This is a genomic window from Gemmata algarum (assembly GCF_034097035.1).
Classification (GTDB): domain Bacteria; phylum Planctomycetota; class Planctomycetia; order Gemmatales; family Gemmataceae; genus Gemmata; species Gemmata algarum.
On the sequence record NZ_JAXBLV010000231.1, the window covers coordinates 13480 to 34205 of the forward strand.

The 20726-nt window shown below is 67.8% G+C and carries 15 protein-coding genes; 9 read left to right on the top strand and 6 right to left on the bottom strand.

The features are described 5' to 3' along the window. Positions 1-208 precede the first annotated feature (208 nt). Positions 209-922 (top strand): metallophosphoesterase family protein, encoded by a 714-nt coding sequence (locus R5W23_RS28680; protein WP_320689340.1) that lies wholly within the window; start codon positions 209-211, stop codon positions 920-922. A 1-nt stretch (position 923) separates the two neighbouring features. Here R5W23_RS28680 and R5W23_RS28685 read toward each other — a convergent pair whose 3' ends face one another. Next, positions 924-2411 (bottom strand): FHA domain-containing protein, encoded by a 1488-nt coding sequence (locus R5W23_RS28685; RefSeq protein ID WP_261188500.1) that lies wholly within the window; start codon positions 2409-2411, stop codon positions 924-926. Positions 2412-3386: 975 nt separating this feature from the next. Here R5W23_RS28685 and R5W23_RS28690 point away from each other — a divergent pair. From R5W23_RS28690 to R5W23_RS28705, 4 genes are all read left to right on the top strand, one after another. After that, entirely contained in the window at positions 3387-4448 is a 1062-nt protein-coding gene (locus R5W23_RS28690) for an HlyD family secretion protein (protein WP_261188499.1), read from the top strand. After that, entirely contained in the window at positions 4445-7276 is a 2832-nt protein-coding gene (gene rbbA / locus R5W23_RS28695; RefSeq protein WP_320689341.1) for a ribosome-associated ATPase/putative transporter RbbA, read from the top strand. Before R5W23_RS28690 ends, rbbA begins: the two co-directional genes overlap by 4 nt. Before the next feature lie 3 nt (positions 7277-7279). Next, positions 7280-8401 (top strand): ABC transporter permease, encoded by a 1122-nt coding sequence (locus R5W23_RS28700; protein WP_320689342.1) that lies wholly within the window; start codon positions 7280-7282, stop codon positions 8399-8401. A 144-nt stretch (positions 8402-8545) separates the two neighbouring features. After that, the gene (locus tag R5W23_RS28705; protein ID WP_320689343.1) at positions 8546-10177 is read left to right on the top strand and encodes a YHYH protein; all 1632 of its coding nucleotides are present in this window, start codon (positions 8546-8548) and stop codon (positions 10175-10177) included. Positions 10178-10422: 245 nt separating this feature from the next. Here R5W23_RS28705 and R5W23_RS28710 read toward each other — a convergent pair whose 3' ends face one another. Together R5W23_RS28710 and R5W23_RS28715 are read right to left on the bottom strand one after the other, a co-directional pair. Beyond that, positions 10423-10863, bottom strand: a complete 441-nt coding sequence (locus R5W23_RS28710; protein WP_320689344.1) for a hypothetical protein — start codon at positions 10861-10863, stop codon at positions 10423-10425. A gap of 63 nt (positions 10864-10926) precedes the next feature. Continuing rightward, positions 10927-13311 carry a cation-translocating P-type ATPase gene (locus tag R5W23_RS28715; RefSeq protein WP_320689346.1) on the bottom strand — a complete coding sequence of 795 codons (2385 nt, stop codon included), beginning with the start codon at positions 13309-13311 and terminating at the stop codon, positions 10927-10929. Positions 13312-13477: 166 nt separating this feature from the next. Here R5W23_RS28715 and R5W23_RS28720 point away from each other — a divergent pair, with 166 nt between their 5' ends. Continuing rightward, entirely contained in the window at positions 13478-13879 is a 402-nt protein-coding gene (locus tag R5W23_RS28720; RefSeq protein WP_261188493.1) for a response regulator, read from the top strand. 533 nt (positions 13880-14412) lie between these two features. Continuing rightward, positions 14413-14781, top strand: a complete 369-nt coding sequence (locus tag R5W23_RS28725) for a hypothetical protein (RefSeq protein WP_261188492.1) — start codon at positions 14413-14415, stop codon at positions 14779-14781. Between the two features lie 191 nt (positions 14782-14972). Here the strand turns inward: R5W23_RS28725 and R5W23_RS28730 are convergent, their stop codons facing one another. After that, the gene (locus R5W23_RS28730) at positions 14973-16277 is read right to left on the bottom strand and encodes an ATP-binding protein (RefSeq protein ID WP_320689347.1); all 1305 of its coding nucleotides are present in this window, start codon (positions 16275-16277) and stop codon (positions 14973-14975) included. Between the two features lie 303 nt (positions 16278-16580). Between R5W23_RS28730 and R5W23_RS28735 the strand changes: the two genes are divergently transcribed. Then, positions 16581-18041, top strand: a complete 1461-nt coding sequence (locus tag R5W23_RS28735) for a Gfo/Idh/MocA family protein (protein ID WP_320689349.1) — start codon at positions 16581-16583, stop codon at positions 18039-18041. Between the two features lie 172 nt (positions 18042-18213). Further along, positions 18214-19236, top strand: coding sequence for a prenyltransferase/squalene oxidase repeat-containing protein (locus tag R5W23_RS28740; RefSeq protein ID WP_320689351.1), 1023 nt, complete (start codon positions 18214-18216; stop codon positions 19234-19236). Between the two features lie 51 nt (positions 19237-19287). On the opposite strand, the gene R5W23_RS28745 is transcribed toward R5W23_RS28740, so the two are convergent. After that, entirely contained in the window at positions 19288-19500 is a 213-nt protein-coding gene (locus tag R5W23_RS28745; RefSeq protein ID WP_320689352.1) for a hypothetical protein, read from the bottom strand. A 485-nt stretch (positions 19501-19985) separates the two neighbouring features. Further along, positions 19986-20480, bottom strand: a complete 495-nt coding sequence (locus R5W23_RS28750; RefSeq protein ID WP_320689353.1) for a hypothetical protein — start codon at positions 20478-20480, stop codon at positions 19986-19988. Positions 20481-20726 lie beyond the last annotated feature (246 nt).

A 20726-nucleotide genomic window follows, 5' to 3' on the forward strand; every position in this document is an offset into this window, starting at 1 on the left:
CGTACCCGAATAGTACGCGATTCGTCTACCCCGGGTGCGCGGGAATAAGTGGCACGTGTGCGAGGCATGTGGGTTTTGATCAGAGTCTGCCGGATGTCCGGAATCGGTCACGGCAGCGGTTGTGAGCCGATTGCAGGCTCGGTAGGATGCCGTGCAGTTTGGACCCATCTGGCTGCGATTCGTTTCGGCTCTGATCGTTGGAGTGCGGATGGCGGGGCGCACCATTGCCATCGGGGACGTTCACGGCTGCTTCGACGCCTTTGTTGCGCTGGTCGAGGTGCTGGCGATCGGCCCCGATGACACGGTCGTCGCGCTGGGTGACTACATCGACCGCGGGCCGAACAGCCGGGGCGTACTCGAACTGTTGATCGCGCTCTCCGGGCGCTGCCGTCTTGTGCCACTTTTGGGAAATCACGAAGAAGCACTCCTCGACGCCCTCCGTAGCAAGGAACAGTTGCGCCGGTGGCTTGCGCTCGGCGGGGCGGATACACTTCGCTCTTACGGTTGGACTCCGGGTGGTCCCCGGCGTGCCTTGGCCGACTGGATTCCCCGGTCGCACCGCGAGTTTTTAGCCAAGTGCCGCCCCTACCACGAAACCTCCACTCACATTTTCCTTCACGCCGGCTACGTGCCCGAACTGCCTCTGGGTGAGCAACCCGCGCTGGCACTACGGTGGCGGGTGACGGACGCAACCGTTGCCGCTCCGCACTGTTCAGGCAAGGTGGCCGTTGTCGGGCACACCCCGCAGTCGTCTGGCCGCGTTCTCGACCTCGGATTCTTGGTGTGCATCGACACGAACTGCGTTCGCGGCGGATACCTCACCGCACTGGACGTTGGTTCCGGCCGCGTGTGGCAGGTGAACCCTTCGGGAACGTTACGTGACTGTTCCGGCGACGACGCGCTGAACGTTGAAGGGCGGTGACTCACAGCCGCCCGCTAACCGGCTCCACCGCGAACGTGAACGCTTCACACGACACGACTCCGGGAAGCGGCAATATGGCCCGGTCGAGACAGGGGCGGTCGTCGATCAAAAACTTCGCGTCCGGCACGCGCACGCTTAACCCCTCGCGCGAGCGATAAATCAGCACGGGCGCGTCAACCGCCAGCGGAATGTGTGCGTCGGGCTCCGGACCGAGAATGAGTTCGTTCCCCATCAGCAGCACTGCGTCAACCGGGGCCTGTAACCGGTGCCCACTCGTCACTTCCAGTTTTGCCGACGAACTGACCTCCACCGGTTTGTGAAACAGGAACTGGCAACTCGTACCGAGCGTCACGCGATCGCCGGGCGCGAGTACCGCGCGTTTGGTGTCGGCTCCGTTGACGCGCAGCGAGCGGCCGGACTCGATCACGTAGCCCTCGGCGTCGCGGGTGACTTCGGCGTGGGTACGCGACACATCTGCGTAAAGCGGCACATCCACCGGGCCGTCGGCGGTCGCCTGTCCGAACGTGACCCGGTTCGACAGACAAACCAGATACCCGCCAACGCCATCGACCCACAACAAGAACCGCTTCGGAAGCGGGGCGCCTGCCCCGGACGATTGCCCCGCCAGAGCCGTTCCGGCCACACGGGCGATGGGGCGACTGCTCCCGGTCGTTGGCGGATGTAAGGATTCGATCCGTGTGGCGGCTGCCCGGCCCGACGTACTCCGCGCGACCGGCCGCATGGTCGGCAGTTCCGGTACCGGCATCGGAACGGCCACGCTCACCGTCTCGGGGGCGGCGGCGGCCCAGGCACGCCCGCGAACCGCTTTCGCCTCCCGGTGGTCCGGAGCCACCGCCAGCACCTCCGCCGCGAACGTGACGGCTTCGGCCCATTTTTTCGCGTCGGCCGCGTCCATGAGGCGCGAGACCGAGTCACGGAACTGCACGTGCCGCGCTTCGACCGCGTCTCGGAACCGCTCCAGCCCGGTCGGTGGACACGGCAGCTTCGGGGCGATGCGGTCCAATTCCGCCAAGGCACGAAGGAACTCGCCGCGGTCCGCCAGCTCAGATGCGTGAACCCAGTCTTGGGCCGCGACTTCGAGCCGCTCGAGATCGGGGTGCCGCACCCCGCGGTCGCGGATGCGGGTAATTTGGTCCAGCGTGTCGATGGGGCGGCCGGCTTCGAGCATCGCCTTTGCCTGAACCACCGACAGTTTGGAGAGCGTGTACCGCAAGTCGGTAACCGCTTTTTCTCCGGTGTTAAGCGTCTCGGCAGCCAGCAGGTCGCGCCACGCGGCGTCTGGGTTGTGTTGGTCGAGTGCCTTGGCTGCCCGGGTCAGGTAAGACCGCACGACTTCGCGGGCGAGCCGAACCACCTTACGGTGTCCGTCGGCGAGAAGGGGTTCGAGCAGCCGGTGCGCATCTTCAGGGCGGCCGGCACCGACCGCCTCTTGCGTCTGACGCAGTACCAACCACAGGGACGCGGGCATAGGGTGACGGAGCGGGTGGCGGAGACCGTGCGCATAGTGTACCAGATTCGACCCGATTGAAACCGAACAACCTCCGACACGGGTGCGGTCCTGGGACCGGAGGCCGTCACGTTCGCGCCTGCCCGGTTCTCTCTGCCCCACCTGTCTCCCACCACTGATGCAGGTCGGAGTGAGCGGAAACGGCGTGGCGGTGTGCGATTTTGGCGCACCGCTGCCCGACAGATGGCACATACCGTCCGTTGCAGTGAAGCCGACGCGGGAAAATGCTGTTCCGCTCGTTGGCGTCGCCGACCGCACTCGCGCATCGGGCATTTTCCCCCCTCCTTTTTCACTCGCTGCACTTTCCGATGTCCGAATCATGTCTTCTGGGGCAGTTGCCAGCGGTGTTCTCGTCCGACGGTTGGCGTCGCAGGCGCGTGGCGAATCTGTCGCAAGGGCCGCTATGTCAAGATGTTGCGCTGCGATAGCTGGGGGCGTTGGGATCTCAGCCGACGCGCCCGACGGTTGTAACTGGGGCTCAAAGCAGTGGATTCGTGGATCGCGATCGCCCAGCGAATGGGTAGTTCGAGGCCCGTTAACTGCCAGCGAATGTCCTGTCGGCCACCCAGCGGATCGCCCATGTGCCATACGAAAGCCGGTCGCCCTACCGGGCTGGTCAAGAACAGCGGGATCGCCCGAGTGGTCCTCGGACGCGACTCTCGCGGGAGGTCGGTGATCGGCGGGAATTTTTCGTGCATCAAACTACTGATGGCAACGCGGCTCTACCCGAGTTGGGTTGTGTACCACGGTGAGTGTCACAGGTACGACCGCGCCCGTCGCGATCAGTCCTTCAGCCGCTCGCCCCAGCATTCCCCGGCACGGCACGTGCATTGGCCACCAACTCACTGTCAGCTCACTGCGAGTGATTATCACCAGAGGGTTCCGGCCGATGTCCCCGGCCCGGGACGGATGCGTGCCGCAGGGACCGAGATGATGATGCGAAGAAAGTGGCTTCTGGTCGCTCTTGCGCTCGCGGTCTGTGGCGCCGCATACCTCGGCTGGAAGGCGCTCCGGCCCCGGCCGTTACCGGAGGGGTTCGCCAGCAGCAACGGCCGTATTGAGGCGGTCGAGATCGATGTGGCCGCGAAGACCGCGGGGCGGCTCAAGGAGGTGCTCGTCAACGAAGGCGATTCTGTCACCGCCGGCCAGGTGCTCGCCCGGATGGACACCGACGTGCTCGCGGCGCAGCTCCGTGAGGCCGAGGCCGACTCGCGCAAGGCAAAGAGCGCGGTCGATACCGCCAGGAGCAGTGTCGCGCAGCGGGAGAGCGAGAAAGCGGCCGGGCTGTCAGTCGTCGCCCAGCGGGAGGCCGAATTCGACGGGGCAAAACGGACCCGCGCGCGGGCGGAGGCCATGTCCGTCCAGGGCGTCGGTTCGGCCGAAGTGCTCGACGCCGCCCGGGTCCAGTTCTTCAGCTCGGAAGCGGCTGTCAAAGCCGCTCGGGCGAACGTCGCCGCCGCGGACGCGGCCATCGCCACGGCCCGGTCCCAGGTGATTCAGGCCGAGGCGACGGTGGACGCGGCCAAATCCCGGATCGAGCGGCTTCAAGCGGACATCGATGACAGCACGCTACGCGCCCCGCGCGACGGCCGGGTGCAGTACCGGGTCGCCCAACCCGGTGAGGTGCTCGCGGCCGGCGGCAAGGTGCTGAATATGGTCGATCTCGGCGACGTGTACATGACGTTCTTCCTGCCGACCGCGGACGCCGGCCGGACGCGAATGGGGACCGAGGTCCATATCGTTCTCGACGCGGCCCCGCAGTTCGTTATTCCGGCTCGCGTCTCATACGTTGCAGACGTGGCCCAGTTCACCCCGAAGACGGTCGAGACGGCCCAGGAGCGTCAGAAGCTGATGTTCCGCATCAAGGCGCGAATCGATCCGGACCTGCTCAAGAAGCACATCAACCGCGTCAAGACCGGGCTGCCGGGGGTAGCCTACGCCCAACTCGATCCCGGGGCCGAATGGCCCGCGGACATCCGGGTGAGGTTGCCGGAATGACCGGCCCCCAACCGCACCCGATCCCGGCGCCGGCGGCCCGGCTGACCGGAGTCAGTTTGACGTACGGCGGGACCCGCGCGCTCGACGCCGTCACCCTGGACCTGCCGGCCGGGCGGACCGTCGGCCTGATCGGCCCCGACGGGGTCGGCAAGTCCAGCCTGTTGGCGCTGGTCGCCGGCGTGCGCCGGGTCCAGGCGGGGCGCGTGGAGGTGCTCGGCGGCGACATGGGCGACGCCGGGCACCGCGGCCGGGCGTGCCCCCGGATCGCCTACATGCCGCAGGGGCTGGGCAAGAACCTGTACCCGACCCTGTCGGTGTTCGAGAACGTCGACTTCTTCGGCCGCCTGTTCGGCCACGCCCGCGGGGAGCGCCGCCGCCGCATCACGGAACTGCTGGCGGGGACCGGGCTGACCCCGTTCGCCGACCGCCCCGCCGGCAAACTGTCCGGCGGGATGAAGCAGAAGCTCGGCCTGTGTTGCGCGCTGATCCACGACCCGGACCTGCTCATCCTGGACGAGCCGACGACGGGCGTGGACCCGCTCTCCCGCCGCCAGTTCTGGGAGCTGATCGACCGCATCCGCGGCGACCGGCCGGGGCTGACCGCGCTGGTGGCGACCGCGTACATGGACGAGGCCGCCCGGTTCGACTGGCTGGTGGCGATGGACGCCGGCCGGGTGCTCGCCACCGGCACCCCGGCGGAGCTGCTCGCCCGGACCGCGACCCCGTCACTGGAGGCGGCCTTCGTCGCGCTGCTCCCGGAGGAGCGGCGCCGCGGCCACCGGGAGGTGGTCATCCCGCCGCGGGCCGGTGCGGGCGAAGTGGCCATTGAGGCGGTCGAGCTCACGAAAGCGTTCGGCGCGTTCGTCGCCGTGGACCGGGTGAACTTCCGGATCGAGCGGGGGGAGATCTTCGGCTTTCTCGGCTCCAACGGGTGCGGCAAGACGACGACCATGAAGGTCCTGACCGGGCTGCTCCCGGCCAGCGGCGGCACGGCCCGGTTGCTCGGGCGGCCGGTTGACGCCGGCGACATCGAGACCCGCCGCCGGGTCGGCTACATGTCGCAGGCCTTCTCGCTGTACAGCGAACTGACGGTGCGGCAGAACCTCGTGCTGCACGCCCGGCTGTTTCAGGTCCCCGGGGACGAGATTCCGGGGCGGGTCGCCGAGCTGGTCGAGCGGTTCGGCTTGGGTGAAGCCGTTGACGCGCTGCCGGACGCGCTCCCGCTCGGTCAGCGGCAGCGGCTGTCGCTGGCCGTCGCCCTCGTCCACCGACCCGAGTTGCTGATCCTCGACGAGCCGACTTCCGGCGTCGATCCGATCGCCCGGGACGGGTTCTGGCAGCTCCTGGCCGATCTGTCGCGCCGGGACCGGGTGACGATCTTCGTTTCCACCCATTTCGTGAACGAGGCGGCCCGGTGCGACCGCATCTCGCTCATGCACGCCGGGCGGGTGCTGGTCAGTGACACCCCGACCGGGCTGGTCGCGGGGAGCGGCGCGGCGACGCTCGAAGACGCCTTCATCGGCTACCTGGAAGAGGCCGCAGCCCAGGCCCCGGGGGCCGGGAGCACGAACCCGGGGACGGCCCGCGGTCGGCAACCTGACGGCCCGCCGGCTCCTCGCCGCGATGGCGCCGATGGTGCCGTGGCTGCCGGCCCCCACTCTTTACCTCCCGCTTCCCGCCCATCCCTGAGAGCTATCTCGTGGTTCAGCGGTCAGCGGATGATGAGCTACGCCCGCCGCGAGGCGCTCGAGCTCCGGCGCGACCCGGTTCGCGCCGCCACGGCCCTGCTCGGCAGCGTGGCCCTGATGCTCATCATGGGCTACGGGATCAGCATGGATGTCGAGAATCTGCCCTACGGCGTGCTGGATCGCGACCAGACCGCCGCCAGCCGCGACTACGCCCTGAACTTGGCGGGGTCGCGGTACTTCGCCGAGCGGCCACCAGTGGCCGACTACGACGAGGCGGACCGGCGCATGCAGTCGGGCGAGCTGAGCGTGGTGATCGAGATCCCGCCCGACTTCGGGCGCGACCTGGAACGGGGCCGGGCCGTGCAGATCGGGGTTTGGGTGGACGGGGCCATGCCGTCCCGGGGCGAGACCGCCCGCAGCTACGTCCAGGGCGCCCACGCGCAGTGGCAGGCCGATGTGGCCCGCCGCCGCCTCGGCGTGCGGGGCGCGTCCGCCCCCGCCACGGTCGAGACGCGGTTCCGGTACAACCCGGACGTGAAGAGCGTCGTGGCGATGGTTCCGGGGGTGATTCCGCTGCTGTTGCAGCTCATCCCGGCCGTGCTCGTGTCGCTGTCCGTGGTTCGGGAGAAGGAGCTGGGGTCGGTCATCAACTTCTACGCCACCCCGACGACCCGGCTGGAGTTTCTGCTCGGCAAACAGCTCCCGTACATCGCCCTGGGGATGCTCAACTTCCTGCTGCTGGCCCTGCTGGCGGTCACGGCGTTCCGGGTGCCCTTCACCGGTAACTTCGCCGCCCTGACCGCCGGCGCGGTGCTCTACGTCGGCTGCGCGACCGCGCTGGGCGCGCTCATCTCCGTGTTCATGCGGAGCCAGGTCGCGGCCGTCTTCGGCACGGCGGTGCTCACCATCCTGCCCGCCGTTTCGTTCTCCGGGATGATCGACCCGGTGTCGTCGCTGGAGGGCGCCGGGGCGTGGATCGGCCGCGTCTACCCGACCGCCCACTTCCTGACCATTTCCCGCGGGACGTTCTCCAAGGCCCTCGGGTTCGCCGACCTGACCGCCCCGTTCCTGGCGCTGCTCGTCGCGTTCCCGGTGTTGGTCGGGCTGGCCGCGGCGCTGTTACGGAAACAGGAGGCCTGACCGATGCGCGCCGGAACCGTTTGGCACTTGGGCGTGAAGGAGCTGTGGAGCCTCGCCCGCGACCCGATGCTGCTCGGGCTGATCGCCTTCAGCTTCACGGTGTCGGTCTACGCGGGGGCGACGGCCCAGCCGGAGACGCTCAACAAGGCCCCCATCGCGGTGGTGGACTACGACCGGTCGCCGCTGTCCGAGCGCATCACCGGGGCGTTCTACCCGCCGCAGTTCCTGCCGCCGGCCCGGATCACCCCGGGCGAGATGGACGCTCACATGGACGCCGGCCGGGACACGTTCGCGCTGGTGATCCCGCCCGACTTCCAGCGCGACGTGCTCGCCGGGAGGCGGCCGGCGGTCCAGCTCAACGTCGATGCGACGCGCATGAGCCAAGCGTACACCGGCAGCGGGTACGTCGAGACGATCACCAGCGGGGAGGTCCAGGCGTTCGCCGACCGGTACCGGGCGAACCCGGCCCCGCCGGTGGACCTGGCCGTGCGGGCGCGGTTCAACCCGGAGCTGAACAAGTCGTGGTTCGGGGCGGTGGTGAAGCTGATCGACAACGTGACCCTGCTGGCGATCGCGCTGGCCGGGGCTGCCCTGATCCGGGAGCGGGAGCGGGGCACGATCGAGCACCTGCTGGTGATGCCGGTGACGCCGTTCGAGATTATGACCGGCAAGGTATGGTCGATGGGGCTGGTGGTGCTGGTCGCGTGCGCGCTGTCGCTGCGGGTCGTCGTGCAGGGGGCGCTCGGTGTGCCGGTCGGGGGCTCGCGGGCGCTGTTCCTCTGCGGCGTCGCGCTGCACCTGTTCGCCGCCACGTCGATCGGCATCTTCATGGGCACGTTCGCCCGCTCGATGCCGCAGTTCGGGCTGCTGCTGATGATGGTGGTGCTGCCGCTCCAGATGTTGTCCGGCGGGGTGACGCCCCGCGAGAGCATGCCCGGGTGGGTGCAAACGGTGATGCTGGCGGCCCCCACCACACACTTCGTCGCCCTGTCCCAGGGCATCCTCTACCGCGGCGCCGGGCTGTCGGTCGTGTGGCCGCAGTTCCTCGCCCTGGCTCTGATCGGGGCGACGTTTTTTGGGGTGACGCTCGCGCGGTTCCGTAAAGTCATCGGCACGATGGCTTGATCTCGGGTCCGATGGCGCCCCGACTTCGGATCGGTGGGCCGGGCGTGCCGGCGCCGCTCTGTCGCGAGCGGGACCGTCTCTCCGTTTCATTGTCAGCGGCTTTTGCCGATCTCGTGTTGAGGACCGCTGATGCGAACCCGCGGTATGATCGCTGCGACCCTCTTTTCGGCTGCGCTGGTCGGCTTGGCGTCTTCCCAACCGCCCCCCGGCGGGAACAAAGGGGCGAAGGGCAAGTTCAAGGGGCCGCAGGAGGTCAAGGAGCGGCCGGAACCCCTGAAGGTCGATCTGAAGGAACCGCCCGCCGGGTTGGTGAAGAACCCGCGGTTCTTTGAGAAGAGTGCGGATGTCAACGTTCCCGCCCACTACACTCTGTCGGGCGATACGAAGTGGGTGTGGACCGGTGCGGACGGTGAAGACACCGAGTCCGGGATCGCCCTCTATTCGGGCAAGGACCTCAACAAGGACGGCCAGCGGTCCGGGGCGGTGTCGCAGCAGGTGCGCGGGTTCCAGGGCGGGGTCGGCAAGTGGTTCCGGTTCACGTTCCGCGGGCTGGCCGAACCCGGGTTCGAGGTCGAGAAAGACGCGCTGTTCATGCGGGTCGAGTTCTTCGGCAAGAGCGGTACGAACCCGCTCGACGGCGTGACGCAGAACATCTACCCGCTGGTCGAGCGCGACCGCAAGCAGCTCGCCGCGAACGGCAAGTTCTTCAGGAACGGCGGCGCGGTCTGGAAGACCTATGCGCTCGAGTTCCGGCTGCCGTTCGCGGAGATCGACACGATCGGCATCGGCGTCGGGTTCAAGAGCGGGTGCGCGAAGGGCGAGACGGGGTCCGAGTTCTTCGTCACGGAGTTCGCGCTGGTCCCGATCCCCGCGCCTGAGGACGCGCCGAAGGTCGTGAAAACCGAGAAGGGGCCGGCACCGAATCTCAAGTCTCTGCTCCCACTCGGCGGGCGGTGGTACTACGACCCCGAACCCGGTCTGCGTGAGCGCCCCGCGACGCTGGTAGTCACGGCCAAAAACGCCGACCGCCTCTACTACATGGACGGCCGGCTGTCGAACCCGTTCGCGGAGAACATGACCGCCTGGCTCCGCGCGGGACACCTCGACCTGAAGGGGAACCGGGTCGAGGCCGATCGGTTCTTGCCGGACAACGTGGTTCTGGAGTTCAAGGACGGTAAGGAACTCGTCGTCCACGCCCGCAACATCCCGAACCACCCCACCGCCATCTTCCCGGGCCGCGGCGCGGGACCGAACCCGATTCAAGAGTGCGATCGCACCTACCACCTGCCGCTGAACCCGGTGCGGAACCCGAAGGCCGTGGCGATGGACAAGACCAACTCAAACCGCGCGCTGCCGATGGGGCCGATCGGCTTCGCGGTCAACGGGGTCGCGTTCTTCAACCCGTTCGACATGGAGGGCACCGAAGCCATCGACATCCTGGACCGCTGCTGCGGGCACCCCGCTCCGAACAACCAGTACCACTACCACAAGTACCCGGTCTGCGTGAAGTCGCCGTTCGTGGATGACGGCGAGGGCCACTCGCCCCTCATCGGCTTCGCCCTCGACGGCTTCCCGCTCTACGGCCCTTACGTCGCCAAGGGGCTGATGGCCAAGGACGACAAAGACAAACCGCTCGACGACTTCAACATGCGGTACGACGACGACCGGGGCTGGCATTACCACGTGACCCCCGGAAAGTACCCGTACCTCATCGGCGGGTTCGCCGGGACGCCGGACCCGCGGAACGGGCGCCGCGGCCCGCCGAAGATGCCTTGAACAAGCAGTTGAAGTAACGCGGGCGGGCCGGCCCGCCGTTCGCTGAGCCGTGCCGGGTTGCTGATTCACAATCCGAATGGTTGTGTTTGTTTCTTGTGGCACAGACATTCCTGTCTGTGCAGCCTTCTCGCACCACACAGACAGGAATGTCTGTGCCACAAGAAACAAAACCAAAGCAGACACCAACAAACAGATCGTGTATGAGGTCGGCAGCACACGCTGCCGAGCATGAGCGTCGCGCCGCGTCACCATTTCCAGGTGCGGTACGCCACAACCGCCCGCGCCCGATCGATCCCAACAACCACTCTCTGCCCAACATACCACTCGGAAACCGGCCTCGCGTGCTCGCCGCCGGGCACTCCGTTGAGCCAGTCGGTGTCGGCCGTGGGTGTCGCGGGCACCCCGTCCGGCACCCAGGCCGCGAGTTCCTCGCGCGGCACCGTTGCGACGACGCGAATGTCCCAATCGGACGACCCCGGTACGAGGCCGTTGCCGTTGTTCTGGTAGCGCACGTGGAAGCCCAGTTCGCGGTAGCTGCGGCGGAACGTCACGTACCGCTCGAGGAACGCGGACCGGTCGGCGAGCGACGGCAGCGATTCGCTCGACGTGTCCGTTGACTCCGGCCCATGCCCCTTCAGGCCACAGCCCGCACACGCGATCAGAATGCAGACGATCGTGTTCGTCATCTGTGCCCTCGTGGTGCGTCAGAACCGTTCGTGACCGCTCCATTACCCGCGAGCGGTTGCTGCTTACCGCCCCAGCGCCCTGCGCCACGGTATCCACTCCGCGAGCCGGGAGACCGCGAACGCCGGCGCTGCGACCGCGAGCACCTTCAGCCACTCCGATCCGGACAGGGGGGCGAGGCGGAAGAAGTTCGCCGACAGGGGCCAGTACATGAACCCGGCGTAGATGGGGACGATCACCAGCGACAGCTTGATGAGCCACCGGTCCGTGGTGAGCCGTTCGCCGTCGCCGTTCAGCACCCGCCACAGCACCGTCACGCCGAGCAGAATGAGCGCAGTCAGCAGCATTGTGCGCTGCGTCTCCTCGTTCACGTCCCAAACGTGTTTTCCGAGGGCGAGCAGCGCGACGCCGCAGCCCGCAAACACCAACCCCGTTCGCAGCGCGAACCCGCCCACGTCCGCGAGGAACGGGGTCTTGTCGGCCGCCCCGGACCGCTCGCGGGTCAGCGCCATGAGCAGCGCCGGGACGCCGATCACCATCCAGTTCAGTAGCGTCACCTGCTGCGGCAGGTACGGGAACGGGATGTCGAACAGCCCGACCGCGTAGGCCACGATGAACGCCAGCGAGTAGACGTTCTTCGTGAGGAACAGCTTGCCCGCGCGGCGCAGGTTGCGCACGATCGTCCGCCCCTCCGCAATGGCCTCCGGGAGCACCGCGAAGTCGTTCGTCTCCAGTACGAGACTCGACACCGTTTTGGCGGCCGGGCTCCCCTCCCCCATTGCGATCCCCAGGTCGGCCTTCTTGATCGGCAGCACGTCGTTGACCCCGTCGCCGATCATCGCGACGTTCGCGCCGCCCTTCTGAAGTGCCTCCACAATCGCAACCTTCTGGAGCGGCTCGACGCGGCCGAACACGCTGTGCGCGCGCACGAACGCGACCGGGTCTTCGGCGGCGTCGAGGTCTTTCCCGCTCACCACCGGCTCGCGGGACATCGGCAGGTCGAGCGGCGCGACGGTGGCCTGAACGGTTCGCGGGTTGTCGCCCGAGATCGCCTTGAACGCGATCCCCTGCGCGGACAGCGCCTGGAGCACCGCCGCTGCGTCCGGGCGCAGCTCGTCGGCCAGCGCGACCAGCGCCAAGAGCCGGAGGGCCGGTGGGAGGGTGCCCGGTTCGAGCGGCGCCGCGGCGGTGCTCTCGGCGAACAGCAGTACCCGCAGCCCGGCCGTTTGCAGGCGGTTCAGTTCCGCGTCCCAACGGCCGGCGCCCGGGGCCAGCGCTTCCGGGGCGCCCAGCACCAGCACGCGTTCCGGACCGGGTTCGCGCACGCGGGCGGCGCTGAACCGCGTTCGCGCGTTAAACGGGAGGTGCTCGACCGCCTCCACCGGGACCGTGCCGAGGGCCGCGCGGATCGCCTGGATGTTCTTGTTGTCGCGATCGATCGAGGCGCACGCGAACTGCGCCAACCGGTGCCGCACCTCGTGTTCGGGCAACTCGTCTGTCAGGACGCGAAGCGTGTCGAGCTTCAGCCGGTTGGAGGTCAGCGTCCCGGTCTTGTCCGTACACACCACATCGACCGCGGCCATCGCCTCGACGGCGTTCAGCCGCTGGACCAGGGCGCCCCGGCGCCCGATCACCACGGCCCCGATGGTGAACGCCACGGTCGCGGTCAGCACCAAGCCCTGCGGGATGGTGGAAACGACCGTCGCGGCGATCATCCGGAACATGTGCTCCGCGCCGATCTCGCCCAGCGCGTAGAGGGCGCCGTACAGGGCGCACAGGGCGAGCGCCGCGATACTCAGTGCGGTGATGATGCGGTTCGACGCCCGGGTGATGGGGCTGGTGGTGTAGCTGTACCGCTGTGCGTCGGTGGTGACGCGCTGGGCGAACGCCGCCGAGCCCACCTTTTCCGCCCGGTAGCTCCCCTCGCCGGTCACGCAGATGCTCCCGGACAGCACCCGTTCACCGGCCCCCCGGCGCACCGGGTCCGATTCGCCGGTGAGCAGCGCTTCATCGACCTCCAGGTATTGCGATTCGAGCAGGGTGCCGTCCGCGACCACGGTTTCGCCGGCCCGCAGCAGCACCAGATCACCCAGCACCACGTCGTCTGTGGGAACCTCGTGCGGGTGGCCGTCCCGCACCACGCGCGCCTTCTGGGCGGTCAGAATCGCGAGCCGGTCCAACTGCCGCTTGGCGCGCAGCTCCTGGGCCAGGCCGATGAGGGTGTTGGCGAGCGCCGTACCGGTCACCGACACGCCGGCCCGCCAGTCGCCGAACGAGAACAGCGCGACCGCCGTCGGCGCGACCACGAGGTTGAACACCGTGAGCGCGTGCCGCGACGCGATCACCCCGTAGTCCGCCCACGCCGCCCGGCGGGTGCGGTTCACCTCGCCCCGGCGCACGCGCTCCGCAACTTCGGCTGTGGTAAGACCTGTGGCGGGTGGGCCGGTCATAACGAGTTCTTCCTCCGGGAGCGCGGGGCGGCTGTATTGTACCGGGGGGGCTGTTCGAATACGGCCGCGGCTGACGGGATTGTCCCGACGCCAGTTTTCTAATTTCTGGCATCTCGAGCTATGGGATTCAGTTACTGTGATAATCATTCCGCAAGGGGGCCAAGGGATGTCCGCCGACGCGCATGAGCGCCCCGTCAAGCCACTGCGCGTCCTGGTAGTGGATGACGACGCCGATACGCTCGACTCGCAACTCGACCTGCTCGGGTTGTGCGGATTCGCGGTCGGCACTGCGGCTGATGGCGAGGAGGCGCTGCGGACCGTTTTGGCCGATCGACCCGACGTGGTTGTGACGGATTTACAGATGCCACGGTGCTCGGGGAGCGAACTGGCGCGCCGGGTGTCCGCGGCGGGGCTCTCGCCGCGCCCCTTCCTGGTAGCGGCGACCGGGTGTCAAGGGGCCATGCTCCGGGAGGCCGAACAGGCCGGGTTCGATCTGATCCTGATGAAGCCCGTCGAACCGGCAGTGCTGGTCGGGTTGCTCCGCCGGATCGAGCGCGCCCTCCATTAATCAGCTTGACTGGCGCGGTCTTTTCGGTCGGCACATCGAGCATCCTTTCCGAACAGCACTTTCAGAAATCAAAACCCATCGGCTGCGTCTGACACCCGGTTCCCGTCAGGGGTGTGAACGTTCACGCCGGTCGAACTGCTGCAAATGATTTCTCGTTAACGCTTTGCGACTCTATTATGCCGGTTCGCTTTGGGGCGGCGGTTCGGAGAAGTCGCGTGATTCGGTGGTAGCGGTGTACCAGCGAATCGCCCGTCCGGTGGCAGCGGATGTCCAGTCGGCGACCAGTCGGAGTGCCACCGACGCCACATTTCCTTTCCCACAAACGCAGCCCTGTGAAGTGAGGCGAATGCCCAATTCACCTGAAAAGCGACGTTCACCGCGACTGAAAAGGGCAAAGCCGAGATCCCAATTCCGTCGGCTGGAAACGGCCCAGATTGAATCCTCGTGCCCGCTACTGTCCAGATGGCACCCGCGTTGACGAACGATCGCGTGCCGGGTATGCGAGTGGCCATCGTACCACCCGAGGGGGCCGTATGCGGTCGCTCGCCCGATTCGCTCTTCTCGCCGCACTCGGCCCCGGGTGCCTCACGACCGGGACCGACCCGTCGGCCGATTCGGTGGTCATCACTCAAGGGGGGAACACCACCACCCTCGGCGTCGCTTCGCACGAAGTGATGTACCCGATCCCGTTCGTGTCGCCGCCCGTTCTGGAGGTGGACGCCGCGGGCAAGGCGACGATCCTGCACTTGGAAGAGAAGGCCGATCGGTTCGTCGTCACCGCCGCTCCCGTTGAGGTGTGGCGGTCGAGCACGACGCTCAAGTGGAAGGCTACGGGTTCCGTGCCGCGGTCTGCGGGTGTTGTGGGACTGGTGCTCCCGGACGCAACGTCCGGGAGGCGGTGATTGGGCACCGGCTCAAGCCGCTGCGGTTGCGACCCGACACCCCATTATGCGCAACGCTCCTGTGCGCAGTCACCCGAATGTCACCAAACGGGGCGGCACGCTGACCACGCATGACGTGCGAACAGTAGCGGCCCAATGTGGCGAATCGGTGGGACGGGGGCAGAGACGCGAGACGGCTCGCCCGCCGCTTGTTAATACGCGCTCGGCGGTGGGCTGTGTCCCGAGCACACCGGCAGGCAGATGCGGAAGGTGGTGCCGGAACCGGGCACGGTGTCCATGCTGAGCGCGCCGCCGTGCCGGGCGACTACGTCCGCCACGATGCTCATCCCGAGGCCCGTTCCCGTTTCCTTCGTCGTGAAGAACGGCTCGAACAGCCGGGTCCGCACGTCGTCCGTCATCCCGCACCCGGTGTCGGACACCCGCAGGCACACGGCCGGGGCGCCGTCCGGTAAGCTCCCGGGCACCGTGGCGAGCGTGAACCGACCGCCCTCGGGCATCGCGTCGCGGGCGTTGCTCGCAAGGTTCAGCAGCACCTGCCCGATTTGGACCGGGTCGGCCGACACCGGCGGCAGGTCCGCGGTCGGTTCGAGTGTGACCCGCACTGCGCGGCCCACCAGTCTCGCGACCAGCGGCTGGGCGTCCGCGACCACCCGGTTCAGGTCCAGCGGCTCCGGGGTGAACGGCTGGGCGCGTGCGAACCGCAGCAGTTGACCGGTCAGCGCCTGACCGCGCAGGCCGGCCTCGACGATGTGGACGGCGAGGTCCTGCGTCGGCGGGCCGGCGGACGCCTGGAGCACCTCACCGAACCCGATGATGACGGTGAGCAGGTTGTTGAAGTCGTGCGCCACCCCGGCCACCATGCGCCCGAGCGCGTCCATCTTCCGCGACTGTTGGAGCAACTCGCGGAGCCGGTCCCGCTCGGCCTCGGCCCGCGCCTGAACTTCGAGCTGCGCGGTGCGCTCGGTCAGCAGCCGGGCGTTTTCGGTGGCGCGGGCCTCGGCCTGATCCCGGGCCGCCGACAGGTCGCGGATCAGGGCGGCGTTGGTCCACGCCACCGACGCCGCGTCGGCCAGGGCCTGGAGGGTTTCAACCTGCTCCGGTGTCGCGCGGTGCTCGGCCCCCCAGTACGCGCCGATCGTGCCGAGCGGATCTTCCGGCCGCACCGGCACCACCGCCAGACTCCTCACGAACGTTGCCCGGTACGCCCCGTGCGGCACCCGCGGGTCCGAGAACACGTCGGGAACAACGGCCGGTACCTTGTGCGCCGCGACCCACCCGCCGATGCAGCTCCCGGCCGGGAACCGGCGCCCCTTCCAGAGCGGCGCGATCGCGTCCTCTTCGAGGTAACGGCACTCGCCGTCGGTAAGCAGCGCGAACGTCGCCCCGTCGGCGCCCACCAGGCGCCGAACGTAGCGCGTGACGACGGTCAGAATTGCGGCGTGGTCGCGGCACCGGGCCAGTGCATGCACCGCATCAACAAGCGCGGAGTGAGACATTGGAGTGCATTCGGCCCTGCGAGTCGGGCAGGCAGAAAAATACCGTTGTGATGCGATCAAGTGAAGTGGCGATTGCAAAAGTCGGTGCGGATTGCGACACCGCGCGCGCGGTTTTGCGGCCGGGCGTGACTTTTTCGGCCGGCCCTCACCGGCGGCCGGCGGTTATTACCGCTCATGTTTCTTGCCGCCGCGTTGTTGCGTCACCGTCCCCGGGCCGATTACAGTGTGTAGGTCGGTTTCTCGCGTCCAAAAACTCTCTCCGTTCCACCCTCGAAGCCGGCGCCTCACGCCGGGGAAGCTGCCATGAACCTCTTCAACCGCCGCGAGTTCGTTAACCGTTCCGCGCTCCTCGCCGCCGCCGCTGCCGCCGGCGCCACCGCCCGCGCCGAAGACAAGCCGACGGCCACCGCGGCCAAGGCCCGGGCCGACAAGCTCCGCGTCGCCGTGGTGGGCGTGCGGGGCCGCGGGATGAGCCACGTCGGCGGGTTCCTCGGCAAGAACAACTGCGAGATCACCACCGTCTGCGACTGCGACGAGGCCGTCATCGGCCCCGCGATGAAGCAGATCGAGGGGAAGCAGGGCAAGGCCCCCAAGTTCGAGAAGGACATCCGCAAGCTGGTCGAGAACAAGGACATCGACATCATCTCGATCGCCACGCCGAACCACTGGCACGCGCTGATGGCGGTGTGGGCGATGGAGAACGGCAAGGACGTGTACTGCGAGAAGCCCGCCACGCACAACGTGCGCGAGGGCGCGATCATGACCGCCGCGGCCCGCAAGTACAACCGCATCTGCCAGGTGGGCACCCAGAGCCGCAGCAACCCCGGGATGCGGGACGCCATCGCGTACGTCCGCGGCGGGAAGATCGGGGCGGTGGACCTGGCGATCGGGCTGTGCTACAAGCCGCGCACCAGCATCGGGAAGGTGGCCGGCGAGCAGGCGCCGCCGAAGACGATGGACTACGACCTGTGGTGCGGCCCGGCGCCGCTGAAGGCGCCGACCCGGAACACCAAGAACGGCACCGTCCACTACGACTGGCACTGGATCTGGGACTTCGGCAACGGCGACCTGGGCAACCAGGGCGTTCACGAGATGGACAAGGCCCGCTGGGGGCTCGGCCAGACCACCATGCCGAACAGCGTGTTCAGCCTCGGCGGGCGGTTCGGCTACACCGACGACGGCGAGACCGCCAACACGCAGTTGTGCGTGTTCGATTACGACAAGGCGAAGATGATCTTCGAGGTCCGCGGCCTCACCACCGACGCCTACAAGGGGGCGAAGGTGGGCAACATCTGGGTGGGGACCGAGGGCTACGTGGTGTGCCCGAGCTACTCCGGCGGCGTGGCGTACGACAAGAACGGCAAGGAGTTGGCGAAGTTCTCCGGCGGCGGCGACCAGCACCACTTCGACAACTTCGTGAAGGCGGTGCGGAGCCGCAAGGTGGAGGACCTGAACTGCGACATCGCCGAGGGGCACCTGTCGGCGGCGCTGTGCCACCTGGCCAACATCAGCTACCGGCTCGGCACCGAGGGGGCGCTCACGAAGGCCGGGTCGGTGAGCGACAACAAGACCGTCAACGAGTTCGCGGCCGGGATGCTGGCCCACCTCAAGGCCAACAAGGTGAACCCGGACAGCACCGTGGGCCGGTTCGGACCGGTGCTCCAGATCGACACCAAGACCGAGCGGTTCAAGGACAACGCGAAGGCCAACGCGATGCTGTTCCGCGAGTACCGCAAGGGGTTCGAGCTGAAGGAGAGCGTGTAACGCCGGAGTAACCGGTTCCCGGCCCCGCGTTGGCGGGGCCGGGCGGTCACGTCTGATGAGTGGTCGCGCCGTCGGCCCGGTTCAGGGGCGGCTTTGGAGTCGTGGGTGGATCACGACCAGTAGACGCGGCCCGGGGCTCACCCCGCTCAATAGCTCACTTGCGGGACCACTTATGCGCACCTCACGTCTGGCACTTCTGCTCCTGGCTGGCCCGATTTCGGCGGCGGATTTTCCGCAGCCGGTGGCCACCAAACCGGCCGAGCCGTTCGCCAAAGAGCTTTCGCTCGTGAAGGCCGGCGAGTACCTGGACGGCGTGGGTGTGAACTGGACCCGCGACCGCCAGTGCATCACCTGCCACACGAACATGCCTTACCTCACCGCCCGCCCGTTACTCAAAGGGGATGAGGGCTGGAAGGAGGTGCGTAAGTACCTCGAAGGCGACGTAAAGAGTTGGGCCACCGGCGGGAAGCCGCGGGGCGACGCTTACGTCGTGGCGACCGCGTTCGCGCTCGCCTTCAACGACGCACAACAGTCCGGCAAACTCCACGACGCGACGCGGGCGGCGCTCGACCGGATGTGGACGGTTCAGCGGCCTGACGGGGCGTGGAACTGGCTGAAGTGCGCGTGGCCGCCGCTCGAGCACGACGATTATTACGGCGCAGCTCTGGCGGCGCTGGCGGTGGGGTACGCGCCCGGCGAGTACGCGAAGTCCGAGACGGCGCGGGCCGGTGTGGCGAAGCTCAAGGGGTACCTGAAGAAGACCCCGGCGCCGGACCTGCACCACACCGCGGTGCTGTTGTGGGCCTCGACCAAGCTGGACGGCCTGATGACGACCGCGGAGCAGAAGACGGCGGTGGCCGCGCTGAAGGGGAAGCAGCGCAAGGACGGCGGGTGGTCGCTGCCGTCGCTGGGCGCGTACACGCGCCGCGACGCGGACCGAACCCCCAACGACCCGAACGCGGACAGCGACGGGTACGGCACGGGCTTCGTCACCTACGTGCTGCTGGTTGCGGGGGAGAAGCCGACCGATGCGAGCGTGGTGAACGCGGTGAAGTGGCTCAAGTCGAACCAGCGCGCGAGCGGCCGGTGGTTCACGCGGTCGCTGAGCAACGACAAGGCGCACTACATCGCCAACGCCGGCACCGCGTTCTGCGTGCTGGCGCTGAACGCCGCCAGGGAGAAGAGTAACGAGTAGGCATCGGGTCGGGCGGTCACCGTCGATGCGCGGGACCGCCCGCTTCGCGATTCACTTCCGGAGCCCCGCCAGCAGTCGCGGCGCCCACTTGCCGGCGATCGTTTCTTCGGCGCATTGGGCGGCGTTGCGCGTGGTCGACATTTTCAGTTCGAACTTCCCGGTTCCGTCGTAGGGGCCGTCGGGCACCCGCCCACCCGGCCGCCGGATGATGCCGAGTTCGAAGCACATCGCCTCACCGCCGGCCACGCCTGGGGTGATGTACACAATATCCCCCAGGCGCACTTCTGTAACCTTTTGTGTTCGCCGGGGGCGCGATCGCTCGGGGCAAGGCGGTTGCGAGGAAGTGGGTAGCCACTGAACGTCAGCACCTCATCCGAGTAGGTAAACGTTTTCGCGGGCTGTGTGTTGTCTTGGATGTATTCGACCTCCACCTCGGTGCCGTCGGGGTCGCGTTCTGTCCAAGTGATCCGCAAGTTCCTCTCGGGTTCGATGGTGATCTTTTCATTGCTCCGGCCCACCACTCGACCGATGAAGGTATTCGGTTGGTACTCAGGACCGGCCGGCTTCCGCGCCGGCTTTGCTGCGGGCGGAGGCACTTGCCCAGGGGCGGCGGTGGCGAGACCACTACACAGGCAGAGCGTTAGGAGTGTTCGGCTCATGAGCCCGGCTCCGGTTGGGGTGGGGGGGGCGTCCCGTCGCCTCGCCGCGGTGGTCGTGCGCGGGCTCGGGTTCGGCCACCAGATGCGGGCTCACTTCCGGAGCCCCGCGAGTAACCGCGGCGCCCACTTGCCGGCGATCGTTTCTTCCACGAACTGCTCGGCGTTCATTCGCGTGACGACCTTGCGCCCGATGGTCGTGTCCTTGTCGCCGACCGCCTCCGGCACCCGTCCGCCGGGGCGCCGCTGGATGCGGATCGCCATGCACACCCACTCACCCCGCTGTTGCCGATACGATGCGAGCACGATGTCACCCACGAGGACATCGGTGATCTTGTGCTCGCCCGAGTGCGTGGAGTGGCCCAACCCGGGGCGGACGCCGTGGGTCAGTGGGAGCCCGCAGAACATCCGCAGCGAGTCCTCGTACCCGAACGTGCGGGCCGGCTGGGTGTTGTCCTGGACGAACACGTGCTCGGCGCGCGGGGTGCCGTCCGGGTGCCGCGCCAGCCAGCGCATCCGCATGTCGCCCTGCGGCTTGATGACGACCCCGTCTGCGCAGACGCTCTCGACACGACCGAGAAAGCACATGGGGTCATAGTCAGCTGGGGCCGGGAGTACCGGCACTGAAGCCGGAGCGGGTTTGTCACCCCCGACCGCGCCGAGCGAACCCGCGAGAAATGCAGTGACCAGCAGAATCCGGTTGCTCACAGGGGATATCCTCTATTGATTGGGCCTTCTACCCAGCGAACTCTTCGCCAAAAACTAGAAGTGTCACCTCATCCGGAATTTTCCTTCCGGATGAGGCAACCGCAGCACCTGGAAAGGGCAATTATT